Genomic DNA, 17987 nt, shown 5'->3' with positions numbered 1-17987 from the left:
TCGTCCCATGCGTGGAATGGCTGTGCGCGGGGTGTGCCTTCTGGGGCGGTGGGGCGGGCGGTTGGCGCGTTGAAGCCGACCGGCACCTCCGACAGCGGGCGGCGCGCGGCCGGCGCGGGCGGCGGACCGGGGCCGCGTCGGCCGTCCCCGACCTGCCCGAAGGTGGCCGATACCTGACAGTGGCCGGGCGGCCGGATCGACGCGGTCGGCCGCGCGCCGGACAGTCTGCCGTGGTGGCGCCCCCGATGGCGGTCCGATCATGCCCGGGAACGGCCGGATCTGGGATTCCACGAAGGCGCCACCCGCGTCCCGGAATCTGAGAGACGTCTTGGCAGTGTGATCGGCGCTCGTGGACTCTCTCTGCGGAGAGCGATGGCTTGGTGGCTCATCGTCACAATGCGTCATGCTCCCGGTCGTCGACCTGGCACGGGGCGTACGGTCGGTCACTGTTCGTGGTGGGGGGAGTGCTCGGTGGGACACGCCATGCCAAATCGCGGTTCACGGTGAGCGCACCCGCGCGCTCCGCCGGGCCGGTCCGTCGTTCCACCCCGTCCCGCCGCCACGCCCGGGCGGCCGCCGTCGACACGCTGCACCGGATGGTCGAGGCCCAGGTCGACCGGACTCCGGACGCCGACGCGGTGTGGTGCGACGGGCAGGTGCTCAGCTACCGCGAGCTGGACGAGGCGGCCAACCGGTTGGCCGCGCTCCTCGCCGACCGGGGGGTGCGCCGGGGGGACCGCGTCGGCGTCTGCCTGCCCCGCGAATCCCGGCTCGTGGTCGCGCTGTTGGGCGTACTCAAGGCCGGTGCCTGCTACGTGCCGCTGGACCCGGCCTACCCTGCCGCCCGGACCGCCTTCATGACCGGGGACTCCGGGGCCCGACTGGTGCTGACCGTGTCCGAGCTGGCCGACCGGTTCGGCGACACCGCGCTGCGTCTCGACGACCCCGACCCCGACCTCGACACCCGGCCGGCGGCCCGGCCCCAACTTCCCGGCGACCCGTCCGACCTGGCGTACGTCATCTACACCTCCGGCTCCACCGGCCGGCCCAAGGGTGTGGCCATCGAGCATCGCTCGGCCTCGGTGCTCATGCACTGGACCCGCGAGACCTTCACGGACGTCGAGCTGGGCGGCGTACTGGCCGCCACGTCCGTCTGCTTCGACCTGTCCGTCTTCGAGATCTTCGGTCCGCTCTGCGCGGGCGGGCGGGTGGTGCTCGTGCGCGACGCGCTGTCGCTGGCCGCGCCGGACGCCGACCGGCTCCCCGTCGTCCTGGTCAACACCGTGCCGTCGGCGATGAGCGAGCTGCTCGCGGCCGGCGCGCTGCCGGAAAGCGTCCGGACCGTCTGCCTCGCCGGCGAGCCGTTGACCGCGGCGCTCGCCGCCCGGGTGCTCGCCCGGCCGCACGTACGCCGGCTCTGCAACCTCTACGGGCCGTCCGAGGACACCACCTACTCGACGTGGGCGGAGGTGCCGGCCGACGGGGGAGACCCGCCGATCGGTCGTCCGTTGCCGCAGACCCGCGTCTACCTGCTCGACGCCGACGGCCGGCCGGTGCCGCCCGGAGAGCCGGGGGAGCTGTACCTCGCCGGCGCGGGGCTGGCCCGGGGATACCTCAACCGGCCGGAGGAGACCCGGGCGCGCTTCCTGCCCGACCCGTTCCGCCCGGGGGAGCGGATGTACCGCACCGGCGACCGGGTCCGGCTGCGCCCGGACGGGCAGCTGCACTTCCTGGGCCGCACGGACGACCAGGTGAAGCTGCGCGGGTACCGCATCGAACTGGGCGAGGTGGCCGCCCGGCTGGCCGCCCTGCCCGGCGTCCGCGAGGCGAGCGCCGCGGTGCGGACCGGGCCCAGCGGCGACCCGCTGCTCGTCGGCTACCTCGTCGGCGAGCGCCGCGACGACGTGCGGGAACTGCTGCGCGAGACGGTTCCCGCCCCGCTCGTGCCGTCCGCCGTCGTCTGGCTGGACCGCCTGCCGACCACCCCCAACGGCAAGGTCGACCGGGGGGCGCTACCCGCGCCGGAGCTCGCCGTCGCCACGATCGACGGCGACGCCGACCCGCTCGCGGGCTCCGCCGCCACGGTCGCCGCCGTCTGGCGGGACGTGCTCGGCCTGCCGGTGGACCGGCCGGACGCCGACTTCCTCGCCCTCGGCGGCGACTCCCTCCTGGCCGTACGCTGCGCCACCCGGCTCGCCGCCGCCACGGGCCTGCCGGTGGGCCCGGCGGCGCTGTTCACGCACGCCACGGTGCGGGCGCTCGCCGGACACCTCGACGACCTGCGCCGGGCCGCTGGCCCGACCACCACGACCGCGCCCGGCGGTGGACCGGGGCACCCGCACGCGGGCGGTACGCCACCCGCCGCGCCCGTGGACACGGCCCCGCTCTCGGCCGCGCAGACGCGGCTGTGGTTCCTGCACCAGCTGAACCCGGACGACACCTCCTACCTGGTGTCGTTCGCGGTCCGGCTGCCGGCCGGGACCGCACCGGACGCGCTCGACCGGGCGCTGCGCCGCGTCGTGGCCCGGCATCCGGCACTGCGCACCGTGTTCCCGTCCACCCCGGACGGCCCGGTGCAGCGGGTCCGGGACGACCTCGGCGTCGAGCTGGTCGTCGCCCCGCCCCGCCCCGGGGTGCCGCTGGACGAGCAGCTCGACCGGCTCGCCGCCGCCGAGGCGCGTACCCCGATGGACCTCGCCGCCGGCCCGCTGCTGCGCGCCCGGCTGGTCGCCGCCGACGACGGGCGGGCGGCGCTGCTCCTGGTCGCCCACCACATCGTCTGCGACGACTGGTCGTTCAGCGTCCTCGTGCGGGACCTGGGCCGCGCCTACGCGGCCGAGGCGGGCGACGCGGGCCCGCCGTGGCCCGAAGGTCCGGCGACCGGCCCGGCGGAACTCGCCGTGGCCCAGCGGGACTGGCTGGCCGGCCCCGCCGGCCGGCAGGCCGCGGCCGCCGTGGTCGCCGCGCTGCGCGGCGCGCCGACGGTCCTCGACCTGCCGTCCGCCGCACCGGCGCCCACCGCCACGCCGCCCCGCGCGGACCGGCCCCCGGCCGGAGCCGCCCTGCGGACCCGGATCGACGACGACACCGCCGCCGTGATCCGGGACCTCGCCCGCGCCAGCCGGGCCAGCCTGCACATGGTCGGACTGGCCGCCTTCGCCGCGCTGGTCGCCGCGGAGAGCGGGCGCGCCGACCTGCTGATCGGTGTCGCCTTCGCCGGCCGCACGAGCGTGGCCGCCGAGCGGAGCGTCGGCTGCTTCGTCAACACCATGCCCCTGCGCCTGCGGCCCAGCCCCGACCGGTCCTTCGCCGACCTGCTGGACGAGGCCCGCCAGGCGACCCTCTTCGCCGCCGCCCACCAGGACGTGCCGTTCGACGTCGTCGTCGAACGGCTCCGCCCGGCCCGGCAGCCGGACCGCAACCCGCTGGTCCAGGTCGCGTTCGGCGTGCAGAACGCCCCGGCGGCCCGGCACGTCGACGCCTCCGGTGGCGAGTTCGTCGGGGTGGAACTGACCCCCGACACCGCCCGGCTCGACCTGACCCTCTGGCTCGACGAGCGCCGCGCCGGGCTGGAGGCGCTCTGGACCTACCGCACCGACCGCTTCGACGCGGACCTGGTCGCCACGTGGCACCGCCGCTTCACCGCATTCCTGCGCGGCGCGGCCGCCGATCCCCGGCGCAGCCTCGCCCGATGTGCCCACACCCTTGGGGGAACGAGAGATGAGTGAGCAGACTCCGGTCGCGCCGGTGATCCCGCGCCGCGGTCGCGAACGGTCCCTGGTCGACGTACGCCCCGACTGGCCCGGCGGGCCCCTGCCCGCCCTCGTCCAGGCCAACGTGCCCGACGTGGACCTGGCCGCCTGGCTGACCGCCAACCGCTCGACGGTGGACGAGTTGGCACGCCGCGCCGGCGCCGTGCTGCTGCGGGGCTTCGCGGTGGACGGCGCGGCCGACTTCCGCACCGTGATGGCCGCCCTCTCCGACGACGTGCTCAGCTACGGCGAGCGTTCCTCGCCGCGCAGCGAGGTGACCGAGGGGGTGTACACCTCCACCGAACACCCGGCCGACCAGCCGATCGTGCTGCACAACGAGCAGTCGTACACGGTGAACTGGCCGCTGCGGATCGTCTTCCACTGTGAGGTCGAGCCCGCCGCCGGTGGGCGCACCCCGCTGGCCGACAGCCGCCGGGTGCTCGCCCGGCTGCGCCCGGAGACCGTCGCCGGGTTCGAGCGCCGGGGCGTGCTCTACCGGCGCAACTACCTGCCGGGGATCAGCCTGCCGTGGCAGACGGCGTTCCAGACCGACGACCGGGCCGAGGTAGAGGCGTACTGCGCCCGCGCGCTGATCGACGTCGAGTGGGTCGGCGCGCAGCAGCTGCGTACCCGGCAGGTCCGCCCCGCCGTCCGGGAGCACCCGGTGACGGGGGAGCGGACCTGGTTCAACCACGCCCTGTTCTTCCACGTCACCTCGCTGCCCGAGGAGGTCAGCGCCGGGCTGCGCGCGTCCCTGGCCGAGGAGGACCTGCCCTACCAGACCGCGTACGGCGACGGCACGCCCATCGGCGACGACGTGCTGGCCGAGCTGCGCGCCGCGTACGCGGCCGAGACCCGCTCCTTCGCGTGGCGGCGCGGCGACGTGCTGCTGGTGGAGAACATGCTGGCCGCGCACGCCCGGGAGCCGTTCACCCCGCCCCGGCGCATCCTGACCGCGATGTCCGACCCGGTCGCCGCGCCCGAGCTGACCGCCGCCACCGTGACCTCCACGGGGGTGCGGTCGTGACCGGGCCGGCGCCGCGCCGACGGGGCAGCGGCGCGGTCACCTCGCCGGTGTCCCGCCGGGTGCTGGTCGACGGCACGTTCGTGCTGATGGTGGAGGCCGCCGTGCCGGACCTCGACCTGGCCGGCTGGCTCGCGGGGCGCCGCGACGAGCTGCTGCGCGACCTCGACGCCCACGGGGCGGTCTTCTTCCGGGGCTTCGAGGTGGCCACGGCCGACGACTTCAGCCGCGCCGCCCGCGCGGTCAGCCCCGACCTGCTCGGCTACCTGGAACGCGCCGCACCCCGCCACGAGGTCGCCGAGAAGGTCTTCACCTCCACCGAGTTCAACGCCGAGCAGTGGATCCCGCTGCACCACGAGATGTCGTACTCGCACAACTGGCCCACCCACCTCTACTTCTGGTGCGCCCAGCCGGCCACCGGCAGCGGCGGCGCGACCCCGCTGGCCAGCGAGCGGGTGGTGAGCCCGCGCATTCCCGCCGAGGTGCGCCAGCGGTTCCTGCGGCACGGGGTCAGCTACGTGCGCAACTACGGCCCGCACCTGGACCTGCCCTGGCAGGAGGCGTTCCAGACGACCGACCGCGCCGAGGTCGAGAAGTACTGCGCCGACTCGGCCACCGAGTACACCTGGCTCGACGGCGACGGGCTGCGGACCCGCGCCCGCCGGCAGGCGGTGGCGACCCACCCGCGCACCGGCGAGACGGTCTGGTTCAACCACGCGCACCTGTTCCACGTCTCCAACATGCCCGCCGAGGTGTCGGCCGCCCTGCTGCGCGAGTACGGGCCGGAGGGGCTGCCCCGCAACGCCTACTACGGCGACGGCGAGCCGATCCCCGACGAGGTGGTGGCCGGCATCCGGGACCTGTATCGGGAACACGCGGTGTCGGTTCCCTGGCAGCGCGGCGACGTGCTGGTGGTGGACAACTTCCTCGCGACCCACGGTCGCGAACCCTTCAGCGGCGACCGGCAGATCCTGGTCGCCATGTCCGACCTCTACCTCAACCGGAGCGTGGTGTGAACGGCTACCGTCTGTCCCCGATCCAGCGGCTGGCCTGGTCCGGGGCGCAGGACCTGGTCCGCGCCCGGGTGCTGCTCGACCGCCCGCTGGACCGGGCCCGGTTGCAGACCGCCCTGGACGCGGTGGTCGCCCGGCACGAGGCGCTGCGCCTGACCCTGGTGCACCACCCCGGGCTGCGGGTGCCGTTGCAGGACGTCGACGACGAGCGCGGCGTCGTCGTCGGCGCCCAGGGCGAGCTGTCGGTGACCGTCACCGACGACGCCCTGGAGTTGGCCGCCACGCCGTTGATCGCCGACCCGGCGAGCCTGCGGCTCGTCCTCGCCGACCTGGCCCGCGCGTACGCCGACGGCCGGCTGGCCGACGACCCCGACGCCCTGCAGTTCCTCGACGTCACCGAGTGGCAGCTGTCGCAGCGGCAGGAGGCCGACCGCTCCGAGGCACCGCCCGCGCCGGCCGCGCGGCTGGTCACCCCGCACGGCGACGACCCGGCCGAGGTCGGCAGCGCGCGCGTGCCCGCCGCGGCGCTGACCGCCGCCGCACGCGAGGCCGGCGTCGGCGTCGCGAACCTGCTCTTCGCCGCCTGGGCGCTCGCGCTGTCCCGCCGGGCCGAACCGCCCGCCGGGGTCGACGACGCGGACCTGGTGCTGGCCCGGTGGAGCGACGGGCGGCAGGCCACCGGGACGGCCGGCGTCGTCGGCCCGCTGGGCGGCCACGCGCCGGTCCGGCTGGGCCTGCCGCTGCCGGCCGCGCCCAAGGCGCTGCTCGACGAGGTACGCGCCGCCGAGTCCACCGCCGAGGAGACGTTCCACCTGCTCGACCCGGTCGGCGAGCATTCCGACGCGGTCGCCGGCTTCGCCGTCGTACCGGCCGGGGACCCGGCGGCCCTGGCCGGTCTGGGCGCCACCGCCGTGGAGGTCTCCGCGCCGCCCGCCACGGCCGGGCCGCAGCTGACCGCCGTCATCGGCGACGACGAGGTGACCCTGCGGGTCGGCGGGGGCCGGTGGCTGCTGGAGGGCCTGCTGGCGATCCTCGGGACGCTGCCCGGGGCGCTGACCGACGGCACGCCCCTGGTGCTGACCGGCGACGGGGAGGCCCGCTGGCTGACCGACGCGGCCGGCGAGCCGTCCCGCGCCGTCGTACGCACCATCGTCGAGCTGCTCGACGACGGGCTCGCCCGCGCCGACCAGGACGCCCCGGCGGTCCTCGCCGCCGACGGCACGTACACCGTCGGCGAGCTGCGCGACGTCGCGGCCCGGGTCGCCGCCGGCCTCGTCGCGCGGGGGCTGCACCGCGCGCGGGTGGGCGTGCTCGCCACCCGGTCCCGGGACACCGTCGCCGCGTTCCTCGGCGTGCTGCGCGCCGGCGCGGTGTACGTACCGCTGGATCCGGCGGCGCCGGCGCAGCGGCTCGCCGCGCAGGTCCGCGCGGTCGACGCCGGGCTCGTCGTCGGCACGGGCGGCCCGGCGGGGATCGCCGGCGCCACCGTCGCCGAGCTGGCCGCCGGCGCCGCGACGGCGGCCGTGCCCCCGGCCGGACCGGCCGATCCCGCCTACGTCATCTTCACCTCCGGCTCGGCGGGCACGCCGCGACCGGTCCAGGTCCCGCACGGCGCCGCCGCCCACCTGGCGTACGCGTTGGAGGAGACCGTGTACGCGGGCAGCCGGGCCGGGCTGCGGGTGGCGGTGAACGCCCCGCTCACCTTCGACGCCTCGGTCAAGCAGCTCGTGCAGCTCGCCCACGGCCGCAGCCTGTACCTGGTGCCGGAGGACGTCCGGCGCGACGGCGCCGAACTGGCCGCCGCCCTCGCCGACAACCAGGTCGACGTGCTCGACCTGACGCCCTCCCAGCTGCGCATCCTGCTCGCCGGGGCCGGCGACACCCGGCTGCCGGAGCTGCTGCTGGTCGGCGGCGAGGCGATCCCGCCGGACCTCTGGGACACCCTCGGCGCACTGCCCGGCGTCCGGGCGGTCAACCTGTACGGCCCGACCGAGTGCACCGTGGACACCACCGCCGCCGAGATCCGGCCCGCCACGGCGCCGACCATCGGCCGTCCGCTGCCGGGCGTCGGCGTGTGGGTCCTCGACGAGCGGCTGCGTCCGGTGCCGCCCGGCGTGGCCGGCGAGCTCTGCGTCAGCGGGCCGCAGCTGGCCGACGGCTACCTCGGCGACCCGGAGACGACGGGCCGCCGGTTCGTCCGGGCCGCCCTGCCGTCGGGCCGCACGGAGCGGATCTACCGCACCGGCGACCGGGTGCGCTTCGACGCCGAGGGGCGCCTGCACTACCTGGGCCGCCTGGACGACCAGGTGAAGATCCACGGGTTCCGGGTGGAGCCGGGCGAGGTGGCCGCGACGCTGCGCGCGCACCCGGAGGTCGCCGACGCGGCGGTCGTGGCCCGCGACGACGACGGGCACGGCGACCGCCTCGTCGGCTACGTCCGTCCGACCGCGACGGCCGTAGACGTCGACCTGGACCGGGTCGCCGGGATCAACCCGCACGAGACCCGCTACCTGCACGACGAGATCTTCGTGCAGCGGGTCTACCTGCGCGACGGCATCGTGCTGCGCCGGGGCGCGACGGTCTTCGACGTCGGCGCCAACATCGGCATGTTCTCGCTGTTCGTCCACGCGGTCTGCCCGGACGCGACGATCCACGCGTTCGAGCCCGTGCCGTCGGTGGTGACGGCCCTGCGGCGCAACGTCGAGGAGTTCGGCGTGCCGGCCACCGTGCACCCGGTGGGCCTGTCCACCGCCACGGGGCAGGTCTCCTTCACCTACTACCCGGGCTACTCGATGATGTCCGGCCAGGCCGCGTACGCCGACCCGGCGGCCGAGGTCGCCGTGATCAAGCGGTTCCTCGCCAACGAGCGCGACCAGGGCGGGGCCGACCGGGACACCCTGCTGGAGCGGGTCGACGAGCTGCTGACCGAACGCTTCGACGGCGCCGAGGTGACCGTCGACGTGCGCCCGCTGTCGGAGGTCATCGACGAGGTCGCGCCGGAGCGCATCGACCTGCTGAAGATCGACGTGCAGCGGGCCGAGGCCGACGTGCTCGCCGGCATCGAGGAGCGGCACTGGCCGCTCATCGCGCAGGTCGCCATGGAGGTGCACGACGCCGTCGGCACCGACACCGAGGGGCGCCTGGACGAGCTGATCGCCCTCTTCGAGGACCGCGGGTTCGACGTGGTCACCCGCCAGGACGACCTGCTCACCGGCACCGACCGGCACACCCTGCACGCCGTGCGCCCCGAGTACGCCGCCGACCCGCGGCCCGCGGTGGTGGTCCCGGACCCGCCGGCCGCCGGGCCGCTGGAGGCCCGGTTGACCGAGTGGCTCGCCCAGCGGCTGCCCGCCCACCTGGTCCCCGCCGCCGTGGTGCTCCTCGACGACCTGCCGCTGACCCGCAACGGCAAGCTCGACCGGGCCGCGCTGCCCGCGCCGCACGTCGACCGTGCCCGGCGGGAGCCGGCCGTGGCGCCGGCCAACCGGGCCGAGGAGATCCTCGTCGAGGCGTGGCGGGAGGTCCTGGGCACGCCGTCGGTCGGGGTGACCGACAGCTTCTTCGCCCTCGGCGGCGACTCGATCCGCAGCATCCAGATGCAGGTCGCCGCGAACCGGCGCGGCCTGTCGTTCCGGCTCGGCGACATCTTCGTGCACCAGTCGATCCGGGAACTCGTCGCGCACGGCGAGATCACCCTCACCGGGCCCGAAGCCGGCACCCCGGCGGAGGCCGGCACGGACGGGCTGGCGGAGCCGTTCGCCCTGGTCGCCGCCGTCGACCGGGACCGCCTGCCCGCCGGGCTGGTGGACGCGTACCCGATGACCGCGCTGCAACAGGGCATGGTCTACCACTGCGAGCTGACCGGCGACCCGGCGATGTACCACAACGTCACCGCGCACCGCGTCGACGCGCCGCTGGACGCGGAGGCGCTGCACGCCGCGCTGGCCGACCTGGTCGCGCGGCATCCGGTGCTGCGTACCGGCTTCTCCCTCGGCGCCCTCAGCGAGCCGCTGCAACTGGTGCACGCCGAGGTGCCGGTCGAGGTGCCAATGACGGAGCTGGCGGACGCCGACGAGGCCACCCGCCGGGCCCGCGTCGACGAGCTGGTGGCGGCCGAACGGGTACGCCCCTTCGACTGGGACCGGCCACCGCTGGTGCGGCTGCACGCCGTCCGCGACGACGCCGACACCTTCACCCTGATCGTGGCGGAGTGCCACGCCATCCTCGACGGCTGGAGCCTGCACCTCTTCCTCGGCGAGCTGCTGGCCGCGTACGACCGGCGTCGCGCCGGGCTGTCGGTGCCGCACCGGCCGACGCTGCCCTTCCGCGCGTACGTGGCGGCGGAGCGCGAGGCGGTGGCGGACGCGCAGTCGCGCCGGTTCTGGCTCCAGGGCGCCGGGGCGGTGCCGCCGCTGCTGCTCGGCGGGGCCGAGCCACGCATCACCACCACCCGGCGGGTGCCGCTGGAGGCGTCCACCACCGCCGCTGTCACCGAGGCCGCCCGCGCCGGCGGCGTACCGGCCAAGTCCTGGCTGCTGGCGGTCCACCTGCGGGTGATCGGGGAGGCCGCCGGCCGCGACGAGGTGGTCACCGGGCTGGTCGTCGGCGCCCGGCCCGAGGCCGAGGGGAGCGACGCCACCCTCGGGCTGTTCCTCAACACCCTGCCGGTGAGCGCCGCGCTGGGCACCCGGTCGCTGACCGAGCTGGCCGTCGACGCCTGGCAGGCGGAGCGGTCGCTGATGGGCCACCACCGGTTCCCGCTCGCCGAGATCGTCCGGGCGGGCGGGGCCGGGCCCCGGTTCGACCACTTCTTCAACTGGACCCACTTCCACGGCGGCGACGACGGCGGGGGCGGCGGCAGCCGCATCGTCGACAGCCGCGGCATCACCGTGGACGTGGCGTTCAGCCTCGCCGTCGACGTCGAGGTGGACCCGGCGACCGGCCAGCTCGCCCTGACCCTGCAGTACGACGCCCGGCACGTCGACGAGGCGCGGGCCGACCGGCTGGCCGAGGCGTACCGCCGGCTGCTGGCGACCGACCCGACCGCGCCGCTGCCCGCCGTCGGGCGGCCGGATCCCGTCGTCCCCGCCCCGCGCGACGGCGACGCCCGGGAGCGCTGGGCGGGGCGCGTGGCGTCGCTCTGGCAGGAGGTCGTCGGGGTGGCGCCGCGCGGCGAGGGGGCGGAGTTCCTCGCCGCGGGCGGCGACTCGTTGCGCGCCCTGCGCCTGGTCACGGCGCTGCGGCAGCGTCACGGCAGCACCATCACCCTGCCGGAGTTCGTCGCGTTGGGCAGTTACGGCGACCTGGTGCGGCGGGTGGCCCGCGATGGCTGAGAACCCGTGGCTGGTGGTCCGGGCGCCCGTCGCCCGGCCCGCCCTGCGCCTGTTCTGTCTGCCCTACGCGGGCGGCAACGCCGGGGCGTTCGAGACCTGGCGGGCGGGGCTGCCGCGCGCCGTCGAGGTCAACGCGGTGCAGTACCCGGGCCGCCGCGAGCGGGCCGCCGATCCCGCGCCCCGGCGGATGACGCCGCTGGTGCAGGCCCTCGAGGTGGCCCTGGCGCCGCACCTGGACCGGCCCTACGCGGTCTACGGCGACTGCCTCGGCGCGTACGTCGCGTTCGAGCTGGTCCGCCGGCTGGAGCGGCGCGGGCACCGGCCGGCCGACGCGCTGGTGGTCTCCTCGGCCGTCGCCCCGCACCGCGCCGAAGTCGAACCGGACCACTCCGGGGCGGACGACGCCACGTTCCTCGCCGAGCTGGTCGCGCTGGGCACGATGCCGGCGGCCGTCGCCGCGCACCCGGAGCTGGCCGCCGCCGCGCTGCCGGCCGCCCGCGCCGACTTCGAGCTCGGCCGCAGCTACCGCTACCGCGACGCCGGCCCGATCGGCGTGCCGGTCACCGCGATCCGCGGCGACGCCGACCCGCACGTCGACGACGTCGGCGCGGCGGCGTGGGCCGACCTCACCACCGCCGGCTGCACCACCGCCACCGTCCCGGGCGGGCACGACCTGCTCGCCCGTGCCGATCCCGGACTGCTCGGTGCCGTCCGGTCCGCCCTCCTCGGCAAGGAGCCGTCTTGACCGTCACGTCACTGCTCTGCTTCCCGTACGCCGGCGCGGGCGCCTCGGTGTACCAACCGTGGCAGCGGGTCGCGCCGCCCGACCTGGAGATCCTGCCGGTGCAGTTGCCGGGCCGGGAGAAGCGCTTCGTCGAGGAGCCGTACCGCCGGATGGACCAGGCCGTCGAGGGGCTCCTCGACGAGGTGCTCGAACTGGTCGCCGGCCGCGACCGGGTGGCGCTGTTCGGCCACAGCATGGGCGCGGTGCTCGCGTACGAGATGGCGGGCCGGCTGGCCCAGGCGGACGGGGTGCGGCTGGCGCACCTGTTCGTCAGCGGCTCGCCCGACCCGTGGTCCGGCCGCGACCGCACCGCCGCCGACCTGCCCGACGACGAGTTCGTCGCGCGGGTCGAGGAGTTCGCCGGTTACACGCACCCGGCGCTGGCCGACCCCGACATGCGGGAGCTGCTGCTGCCGACCCTGCGCGCCGACGTGGCGCTGCACGAGGGCTACCGGCCGGGCGGCGACAAGCGGCTCGACGTGCCGGTGACCGCGCTGCGCGGCGCCGACGACACCCTGGTGGCCGACTCCGAGGTGGCCGGCTGGGACCGGGTCACCTCCGCCGGGTTCGCCTCCCTGACCGTCGCCGGTGGACACATGTACCTCGCCGACGACCCGGCCGAGCTGCTGGCGCTGGTACGACGGAGGCTGGCCGGTGCCTGAGCCGACGCCGGGCCGGCTGGCCGGCCGGACCGCGATCATCACGGGTGCCGCCCGGGGGCTGGGCAGGGCCTGCGCGACCGCGTTCGCGGCGCAGGGCGCCGACCTGCTCCTGGTGGACGTGGCCCACGACCTGCCCGACGTGCCGTACCCGCTCGGCTCGGCCAGCCAGCTCGCGCACACCGCCAAGCTCTGCGCGGAGCTGGGGGTGGCCGCGTACCCCGTCGAGGCCGACGTGCGGGACCTCGACGCCGTCCGGTCCGCCGTCGCGCTCTGCCTGGACCGGTTCGGCCGGATCGACGTCCTGGTCAACAACGCCGGGATCGCGGCGCCGAGCGGCAAGCCGGTGCACGAGATCAGCGAGCCGGAGTGGCAGCTCATGCTCGACGTGGACCTCTCCGGCCCGTGGCGGATGCTCAGCGCGGTCGGCGCGGTGATGTGCCGGCAGCGCGCCGGCAGCATCGTCAACGTGGCGTCGACCGCCGGCCTGGTCGGCTACCGGCACTTCGCCGGGTACGTCGCCGCCAAGCACGGCCTGGTCGGCCTGACCCGGGCCGCGGCGTTGGACTACGCGCCGCTGAAGGTACGGGTCAACGCCCTGTGCCCGGGCTCGGTGCGCGACGACCCGTACGTCGAGGGCCGGATGCTGGCCGAGATCGCCCGGTCGCTGGAGGTGCCGGTCGCCGAGCACGAGGAGACGTTCGTGCAGGCCCAGCCGATGAACGCGCTGATCGAGCCCGACTCGGTCGCCCAGGCCGCCCTGTGGCTGGCCTCCGACGAGTCGTCGCAGGTCACCGGCTCGGTCATCACCGTCGACGGAGGATTCACCACCCGATGAGCAGCCGTCCACAGCCCACCAGACAGCAGCCCGACCCGGGTCGCTCCTGCCACGCGGCGGCGGTGGCCGTCGTCGGCGACCCCGGCGAGGTCGCCGACCGGTTCGCCGCCGCGCTGTCGCGCCGGGGCCTCGCCGCCGCCCGGCTCTGGGTGGACCGGGTGCCCGCTCCGGTGGCCGCCGCGCGCCGGGCCGCCGAACTGGCGCGACCGCTGCCCGCCGACGGCCCGCCGGTGCGGGCGGTCCTGCTCCGCCACGACGACGGCGCCGACCTGGTGCTCGTCGCCCGGCGCGGCCCGCTCACCGGCCGCGCGCTGGGCGAGCTGGCCGTCGAGGCGGCCGGGGCCGCGCCGCCCGTCGAGGCAGGGTGCGGGGACCGCCCCGCCGTCCTGGAGCTGGTCGGCCGACCGGAGCCGACAGCCGGCGCCGCCGGGGACGGGACCGGGACCGTCGCCGGGACCCTGGTCGGGGAGTCCGCCGGGACCGTCGCCGGGGAAGATCCGGGGCCCGAGGAGGACACCGCCTGGCGGGGCGGGAAGCCCCGCGCCGACCGCAGCGCGTCGTACGCCTTCGCCGTGCCCGCCGGGACCGACCGGCTGGCGCTGACCGGCGCGGTCGGCGCGGTGCTGGCCCGCTTCGGCGGCGTACGCCGGGTGCGGGTGGGCACACTGCGCGACGAGGAGCCGGCGGTCGTGCCCGTGGCGGTGGAGGGCAGCCTGCGCGACCTCGCGGCCCGGCCCGCCGACCCGGCGCCGCTGCCCGCCCCCGGGCCGCCGGAGGTCGTGGTCGGCGTGCTGGCCGCCGACAGCCCCGCCGACACCTACCTGCCCAGCCTGACGCCGCCGTGGCCGCTCACCCTGACGCTGCGCGGCACCACCGTCACCTGCGACTTCCGCACCGGCGTGTGGTCCGCCGAGGTGGTCGCCACGGTGGCCCGGTACGTCACCCGCGTCCTCGACCAGCTCCTCGCCGACGGCGAGCGCGCGCTGGCCGACTGCGACCTGTTCGACGACGCCGAACGGGACCGGATCGCGGCGCTCGGCGGGGCGGCCGTCGAGCTGCCGGAGCCGAGCGGCGGCATCCACGACCGGGTGGCCGGCTGGGCGCGGGACACCCCGGACGCCCCGGCGGTGTCCTACGGCGACGACCGGCTCACGTACGCCCAGCTCGACGCCCGTGCCGGGCGGATCGCGGCCGCCCTGCGGGCGCGGGGCTGCGGCCCGGGCACGCGGGTCGGCGTCTGCCTGGAACGCTCGGTGGACCTGGTGGCGGCGCTGCTCGGGGTGCTCAGGTGCGGCGCCGCCTACGTCCCGATCGACCCCACCTACCCGGCCGAGCGCATCCGGTACACGGTCGAGGACTCCCGGGTGAGCCTGCTCGTCGGCGCCGACGGCGTGGAGGTCGACGAACTGCTCGCCGACGACACCGGCGACGTGACCGGTGCCCCGGCCGTGACGGTCGGCCCGGACGACCCCGCGTACGTCATCTACACGTCCGGCTCCACCGGCCGGCCGAAGGGGGTCCAGGTCCCGCACCGCAACGTGCTGGCCCTGCTCGCGGCGACCCGGGACGACCTCGGGCTCGGTCCGGCGGACACCTGGACGATGTTCCACTCCAGCGCGTTCGACTTCTCGGTCTGGGAGATCTGGGGGTGCCTGCTCACCGGCGGGCACCTGGTCGTCGTCCCGCACCTAGTGGCCCGCGACCCGGCCGAGTTCCACGCGCTGCTGCGCGCGGAGCGGGTGACCGTGCTCAACCAGACCCCGTCGGCGTTCGCGCAGCTCGTCGACGCCGACCGGCGGGCCGCCGACCGGCTGGGGTTGCGCCTGGTGGTGTTCGGCGGCGAGCCGCTGGACGCCGGCATGTTGACCGGCTGGTTCGACCGGTACCCGGAGCACGAGTGCCGGACGGTCAACATGTTCGGCATCACCGAGACCACCGTGCACGTCACCGCGCAGACCATCGACCGGGGTCTGGCCCTGGCCGGCACCCGCTCCGTGGGGCCCCCGCTGCCCGGCTGGTACGTCCACGTGCTCGACCCGGCGGGGCGGCTGCTGCCGCCCGGCGCCGCCGGGGAGATCCACGTCGGCGGTGCCGGGGTGGCCGACGGCTACCTGCACCGCGAGGAGCTGACCGCCGAGCGTTTCCTGCCCGACCCCTGGCGGGGCGGGCGGATGTACCGCAGCGGGGACCGGGGCCGGCTGCTCCCGGACGGGCGGCTGGAGCACCTGGGCCGGCTCGACGACCAGGTCAAGATCCGTGGCTACCGGATCGAGCTGGACGAGATCCGCCAGGTGCTGCTCGACGACCCGGACGTGCTCGCCGTGGCGGTCACCGTGGACACGGGCGCGGAGGCCGCCGACGCCCGGCTGCACGCGTACGTGGTGCTCGCCGACGGGGCCGGCCCGGCTGCCGACCTGCGCCGCCGCGCGGCGAGGATCCTGCCCGAGCACATGGTGCCGGCCACGGTGACGCCGCTGCCGGCGCTGCCGCTCACCGCCAACGGCAAGCTCGACGCCGCCCGCCTGCCCACGCCGGCCGCCCGGCCCCTGCCCGCGGCGCGGGAGCCCGCCGACACGGTGGCGGGAGACAGCCGCGCCGAGCGGATGCGGGAGATCTGGGAGCGGGTGCTCGGCGCCGAGGTGGGGCCGGAGGACAACTTCTTCGACCTCGGCGGCAACTCCCTGCTCGCGTTGCGGCTGCTGCGTGAACTGCGCGCGCAGGGCCTCGGCGAGTTCACCCCCCGCCACCTGTACGTGCACCCCACGGTGCGCGCCCTGGTCGGCGCCGGCGCGACGGAGCGGCGATGACAGACGTCGACACGCTGACCCGCCTCTGGCCCCAGGTACGCGAGGTGGCCGTCAAGGGCGGCTGCGCGTACGTGGTGGCCGACGACTATCTCGATCCGCTGCACCTGCGCGGCCTGCTCGCCCGGGAACTGCCCGACGCCGACCTGCCCCGGCACATCGTGCAGGTCGACTCCCTCGACCCCGCCGACCTCGTCGAGCCGGACGACCGGTTCGGGGCGTACCTGCCGCCGCGCGACGAGACCGAGCGTGTCCTGGTACGGATCGCGGAACGCCTGCTCGGCGTGCCGAAGCTGGGCGTGCTCGACGACTTCTACGCCGTCGGCGGCGACTCGCTCGCCGCGACCGGGCTGGCCGTCGAGGCGCAGCGGGCCCTCGGGGTGGGCGTCTCCCTCGTCGCGGTGCTGCGCAACCCGACGCTGGCCGGCCTCGCCGAGGAGATCGGCCGGGCCCGGGCGGCCGTGCCGCTGCCCCGCGCGGAGGCGGCGGACGCCTACCCGCTCTCCCCGCAGCAGCGCCGCGTCTTCCTCGCCCAGTCCCGCGACCCCGCCTCGGTGGCGTACAACCTGCCGCTGCTGGTGCCGCTGCCGGCGGACGTCGACCGCGCCCGGCTGGCGGACGCGTTCCGCGCCGTCATCGCCCGGCACGACATCCTCCGCACCGCCTTCGGCACCGAGGCGGGTCGACCGGTGCAGCGGGTGCTGCCGGCCGTCCCGTTCGACCTGCCGGAGGTCGAGGGCACCGGGACGCTCCCGGTCGAGCCGTTCGACCTGGCCGCCCCGCCGCTGCTGCGGGCCGGCCTGCGGCGTACCGGCGACGGCCCGGTGCTGGCGCTGGACCTGCACCACATCGTCACCGACGGCCTCTCCCTGGCGTTGCTGCTGCGCGAGGTCGACACCGTCTACGCCGGCGGCGAACCCCCGCCGGTCCCCGCCCAGTACGCCGACTTCGCCGTGTGGGCCACGACCGGCCAGCCGCCCGGGGGCGACTACTGGCGGCGGCGTTTCGCCGACCCACCGGCGCCCCTGCGGCTGCCCACCGACGCGGCGCGGCTGGCCGGCCGGCCGGCGACGGCCCGGGCCGGCACCGTCGAGTTCGACGTGGGGGCGCAGCGGACCGCCGCGCTGCGGGCCCTGGCGCGGCGCGAGGGGGTCACCCTGTTCCAGGTCCTGCTCGCCGTCTACGCGACCTTCCTCGCCTCGGCGACCGGCGGCACCGACGTCACGGTGGGCACCCCGGTCGCGGGGCGCGGCGCCCCGGGCCTGGACGCGACCATGGGGATGCTCGTCAACACCGTCTGCCTGCGGCACCGGGTCCGACCGGAGGCCACCTTCCGGGAGTTGCTCACCGAGGTGGCGCACGACGTGGTCGACGCCTTCGCGCACCAGGACTACCCGTTCGACACGCTCGTCGCCGAGGTGCTGCCCGTGCGCGACGAGGACCGGCATCCGCTCTTCGACACGCTGTTCGCGATGCAGCACGCCGAGGTGGCGGCGGCCGACTTCCTGGGGCGGCGGGTCGAGTTGGCCGTCGCGCCCACCGGCCAGGCCATGTTCGACCTGGACATGCAGGTCTACGAGCGCGCCGACTCGCTGAGCGTGCATTGGGCGTACGACGCCGGGCTGTTCCTGCCCGCGACGGTGCGGGCCTTCGCCGACCTCTGGCTGGAGATCGCCGACGCCGTCCTGGCCGATCCCGGGGTGCCGGTCGGCGAGCTGACCGGGGCCCGCCCGGTGGCCGCCGCCGCGCCCGCCACCATCGACATCGAGTTGTGAGCCGG

General features: G+C 76.4%; 9 protein-coding genes. All 9 read left to right on the top strand.

Annotated features, from left to right (window positions below; all coding sequences use genetic code 11):
• Positions 1 to 503 precede the first annotated feature (503 nt).
• From ACGFIR_RS29405 to ACGFIR_RS29365, 9 genes are read left to right on the top strand one after another with little or no spacing between them, the layout of a single operon-like run.
• Positions 504 to 3728, top strand: coding sequence for an amino acid adenylation domain-containing protein (locus ACGFIR_RS29405; RefSeq protein ID WP_393148480.1), 3225 nt, complete (start codon positions 504 to 506; stop codon positions 3726 to 3728).
• Positions 3721 to 4779, top strand: coding sequence for a TauD/TfdA family dioxygenase (locus ACGFIR_RS29400; protein ID WP_393008016.1), 1059 nt, complete (start codon positions 3721 to 3723; stop codon positions 4777 to 4779). Before ACGFIR_RS29405 ends, ACGFIR_RS29400 begins: the two co-directional genes overlap by 8 nt.
• Complete coding sequence (locus ACGFIR_RS29395; RefSeq protein ID WP_393148477.1) at positions 4776 to 5792, top strand: TauD/TfdA family dioxygenase; 1017 nt, start codon at positions 4776 to 4778, stop codon at positions 5790 to 5792. The genes ACGFIR_RS29400 and ACGFIR_RS29395 overlap by 4 nt, the downstream gene beginning before the upstream one ends.
• On the top strand, positions 5789 to 11122 hold the full coding sequence (locus ACGFIR_RS29390; protein ID WP_393148475.1) for an amino acid adenylation domain-containing protein: 5334 nt from the start codon (positions 5789 to 5791) through the stop codon (positions 11120 to 11122). Before ACGFIR_RS29395 ends, ACGFIR_RS29390 begins: the two co-directional genes overlap by 4 nt.
• Positions 11115 to 11867: a thioesterase II family protein gene (locus ACGFIR_RS29385; protein WP_393148473.1), complete on the top strand. Its 753-nt coding sequence runs from the start codon at positions 11115 to 11117 to the stop codon at positions 11865 to 11867. Before ACGFIR_RS29390 ends, ACGFIR_RS29385 begins: the two co-directional genes overlap by 8 nt.
• The gene (locus tag ACGFIR_RS29380; protein ID WP_393148471.1) at positions 11864 to 12568 is read left to right on the top strand and encodes a thioesterase II family protein; all 705 of its coding nucleotides are present in this window, start codon (positions 11864 to 11866) and stop codon (positions 12566 to 12568) included. Before ACGFIR_RS29385 ends, ACGFIR_RS29380 begins: the two co-directional genes overlap by 4 nt.
• A complete protein-coding gene (locus tag ACGFIR_RS29375) occupies positions 12561 to 13403 on the top strand; it encodes an SDR family oxidoreductase (RefSeq protein WP_393148469.1) in 843 nt (280 codons plus the stop codon). The genes ACGFIR_RS29380 and ACGFIR_RS29375 overlap by 8 nt, the downstream gene beginning before the upstream one ends.
• Positions 13400 to 16210, top strand: coding sequence for an amino acid adenylation domain-containing protein (locus ACGFIR_RS29370; protein ID WP_393148467.1), 2811 nt, complete (start codon positions 13400 to 13402; stop codon positions 16208 to 16210). The genes ACGFIR_RS29375 and ACGFIR_RS29370 overlap by 4 nt, the downstream gene beginning before the upstream one ends.
• Positions 16207 to 17982, top strand: a complete 1776-nt coding sequence (locus ACGFIR_RS29365; protein ID WP_393148465.1) for a condensation domain-containing protein — start codon at positions 16207 to 16209, stop codon at positions 17980 to 17982. The genes ACGFIR_RS29370 and ACGFIR_RS29365 overlap by 4 nt, the downstream gene beginning before the upstream one ends.
• The last annotated feature ends 5 nt before the right edge of the window (positions 17983 to 17987 follow it).

The sequence above is a fragment of the Micromonospora sp. NPDC049051 genome (assembly GCF_043197575.1).
Taxonomy (GTDB): Bacteria; Actinomycetota; Actinomycetes; order Mycobacteriales; family Micromonosporaceae; genus Micromonospora.
This window is presented reverse-complemented; position numbering and strand designations above follow the sequence as displayed.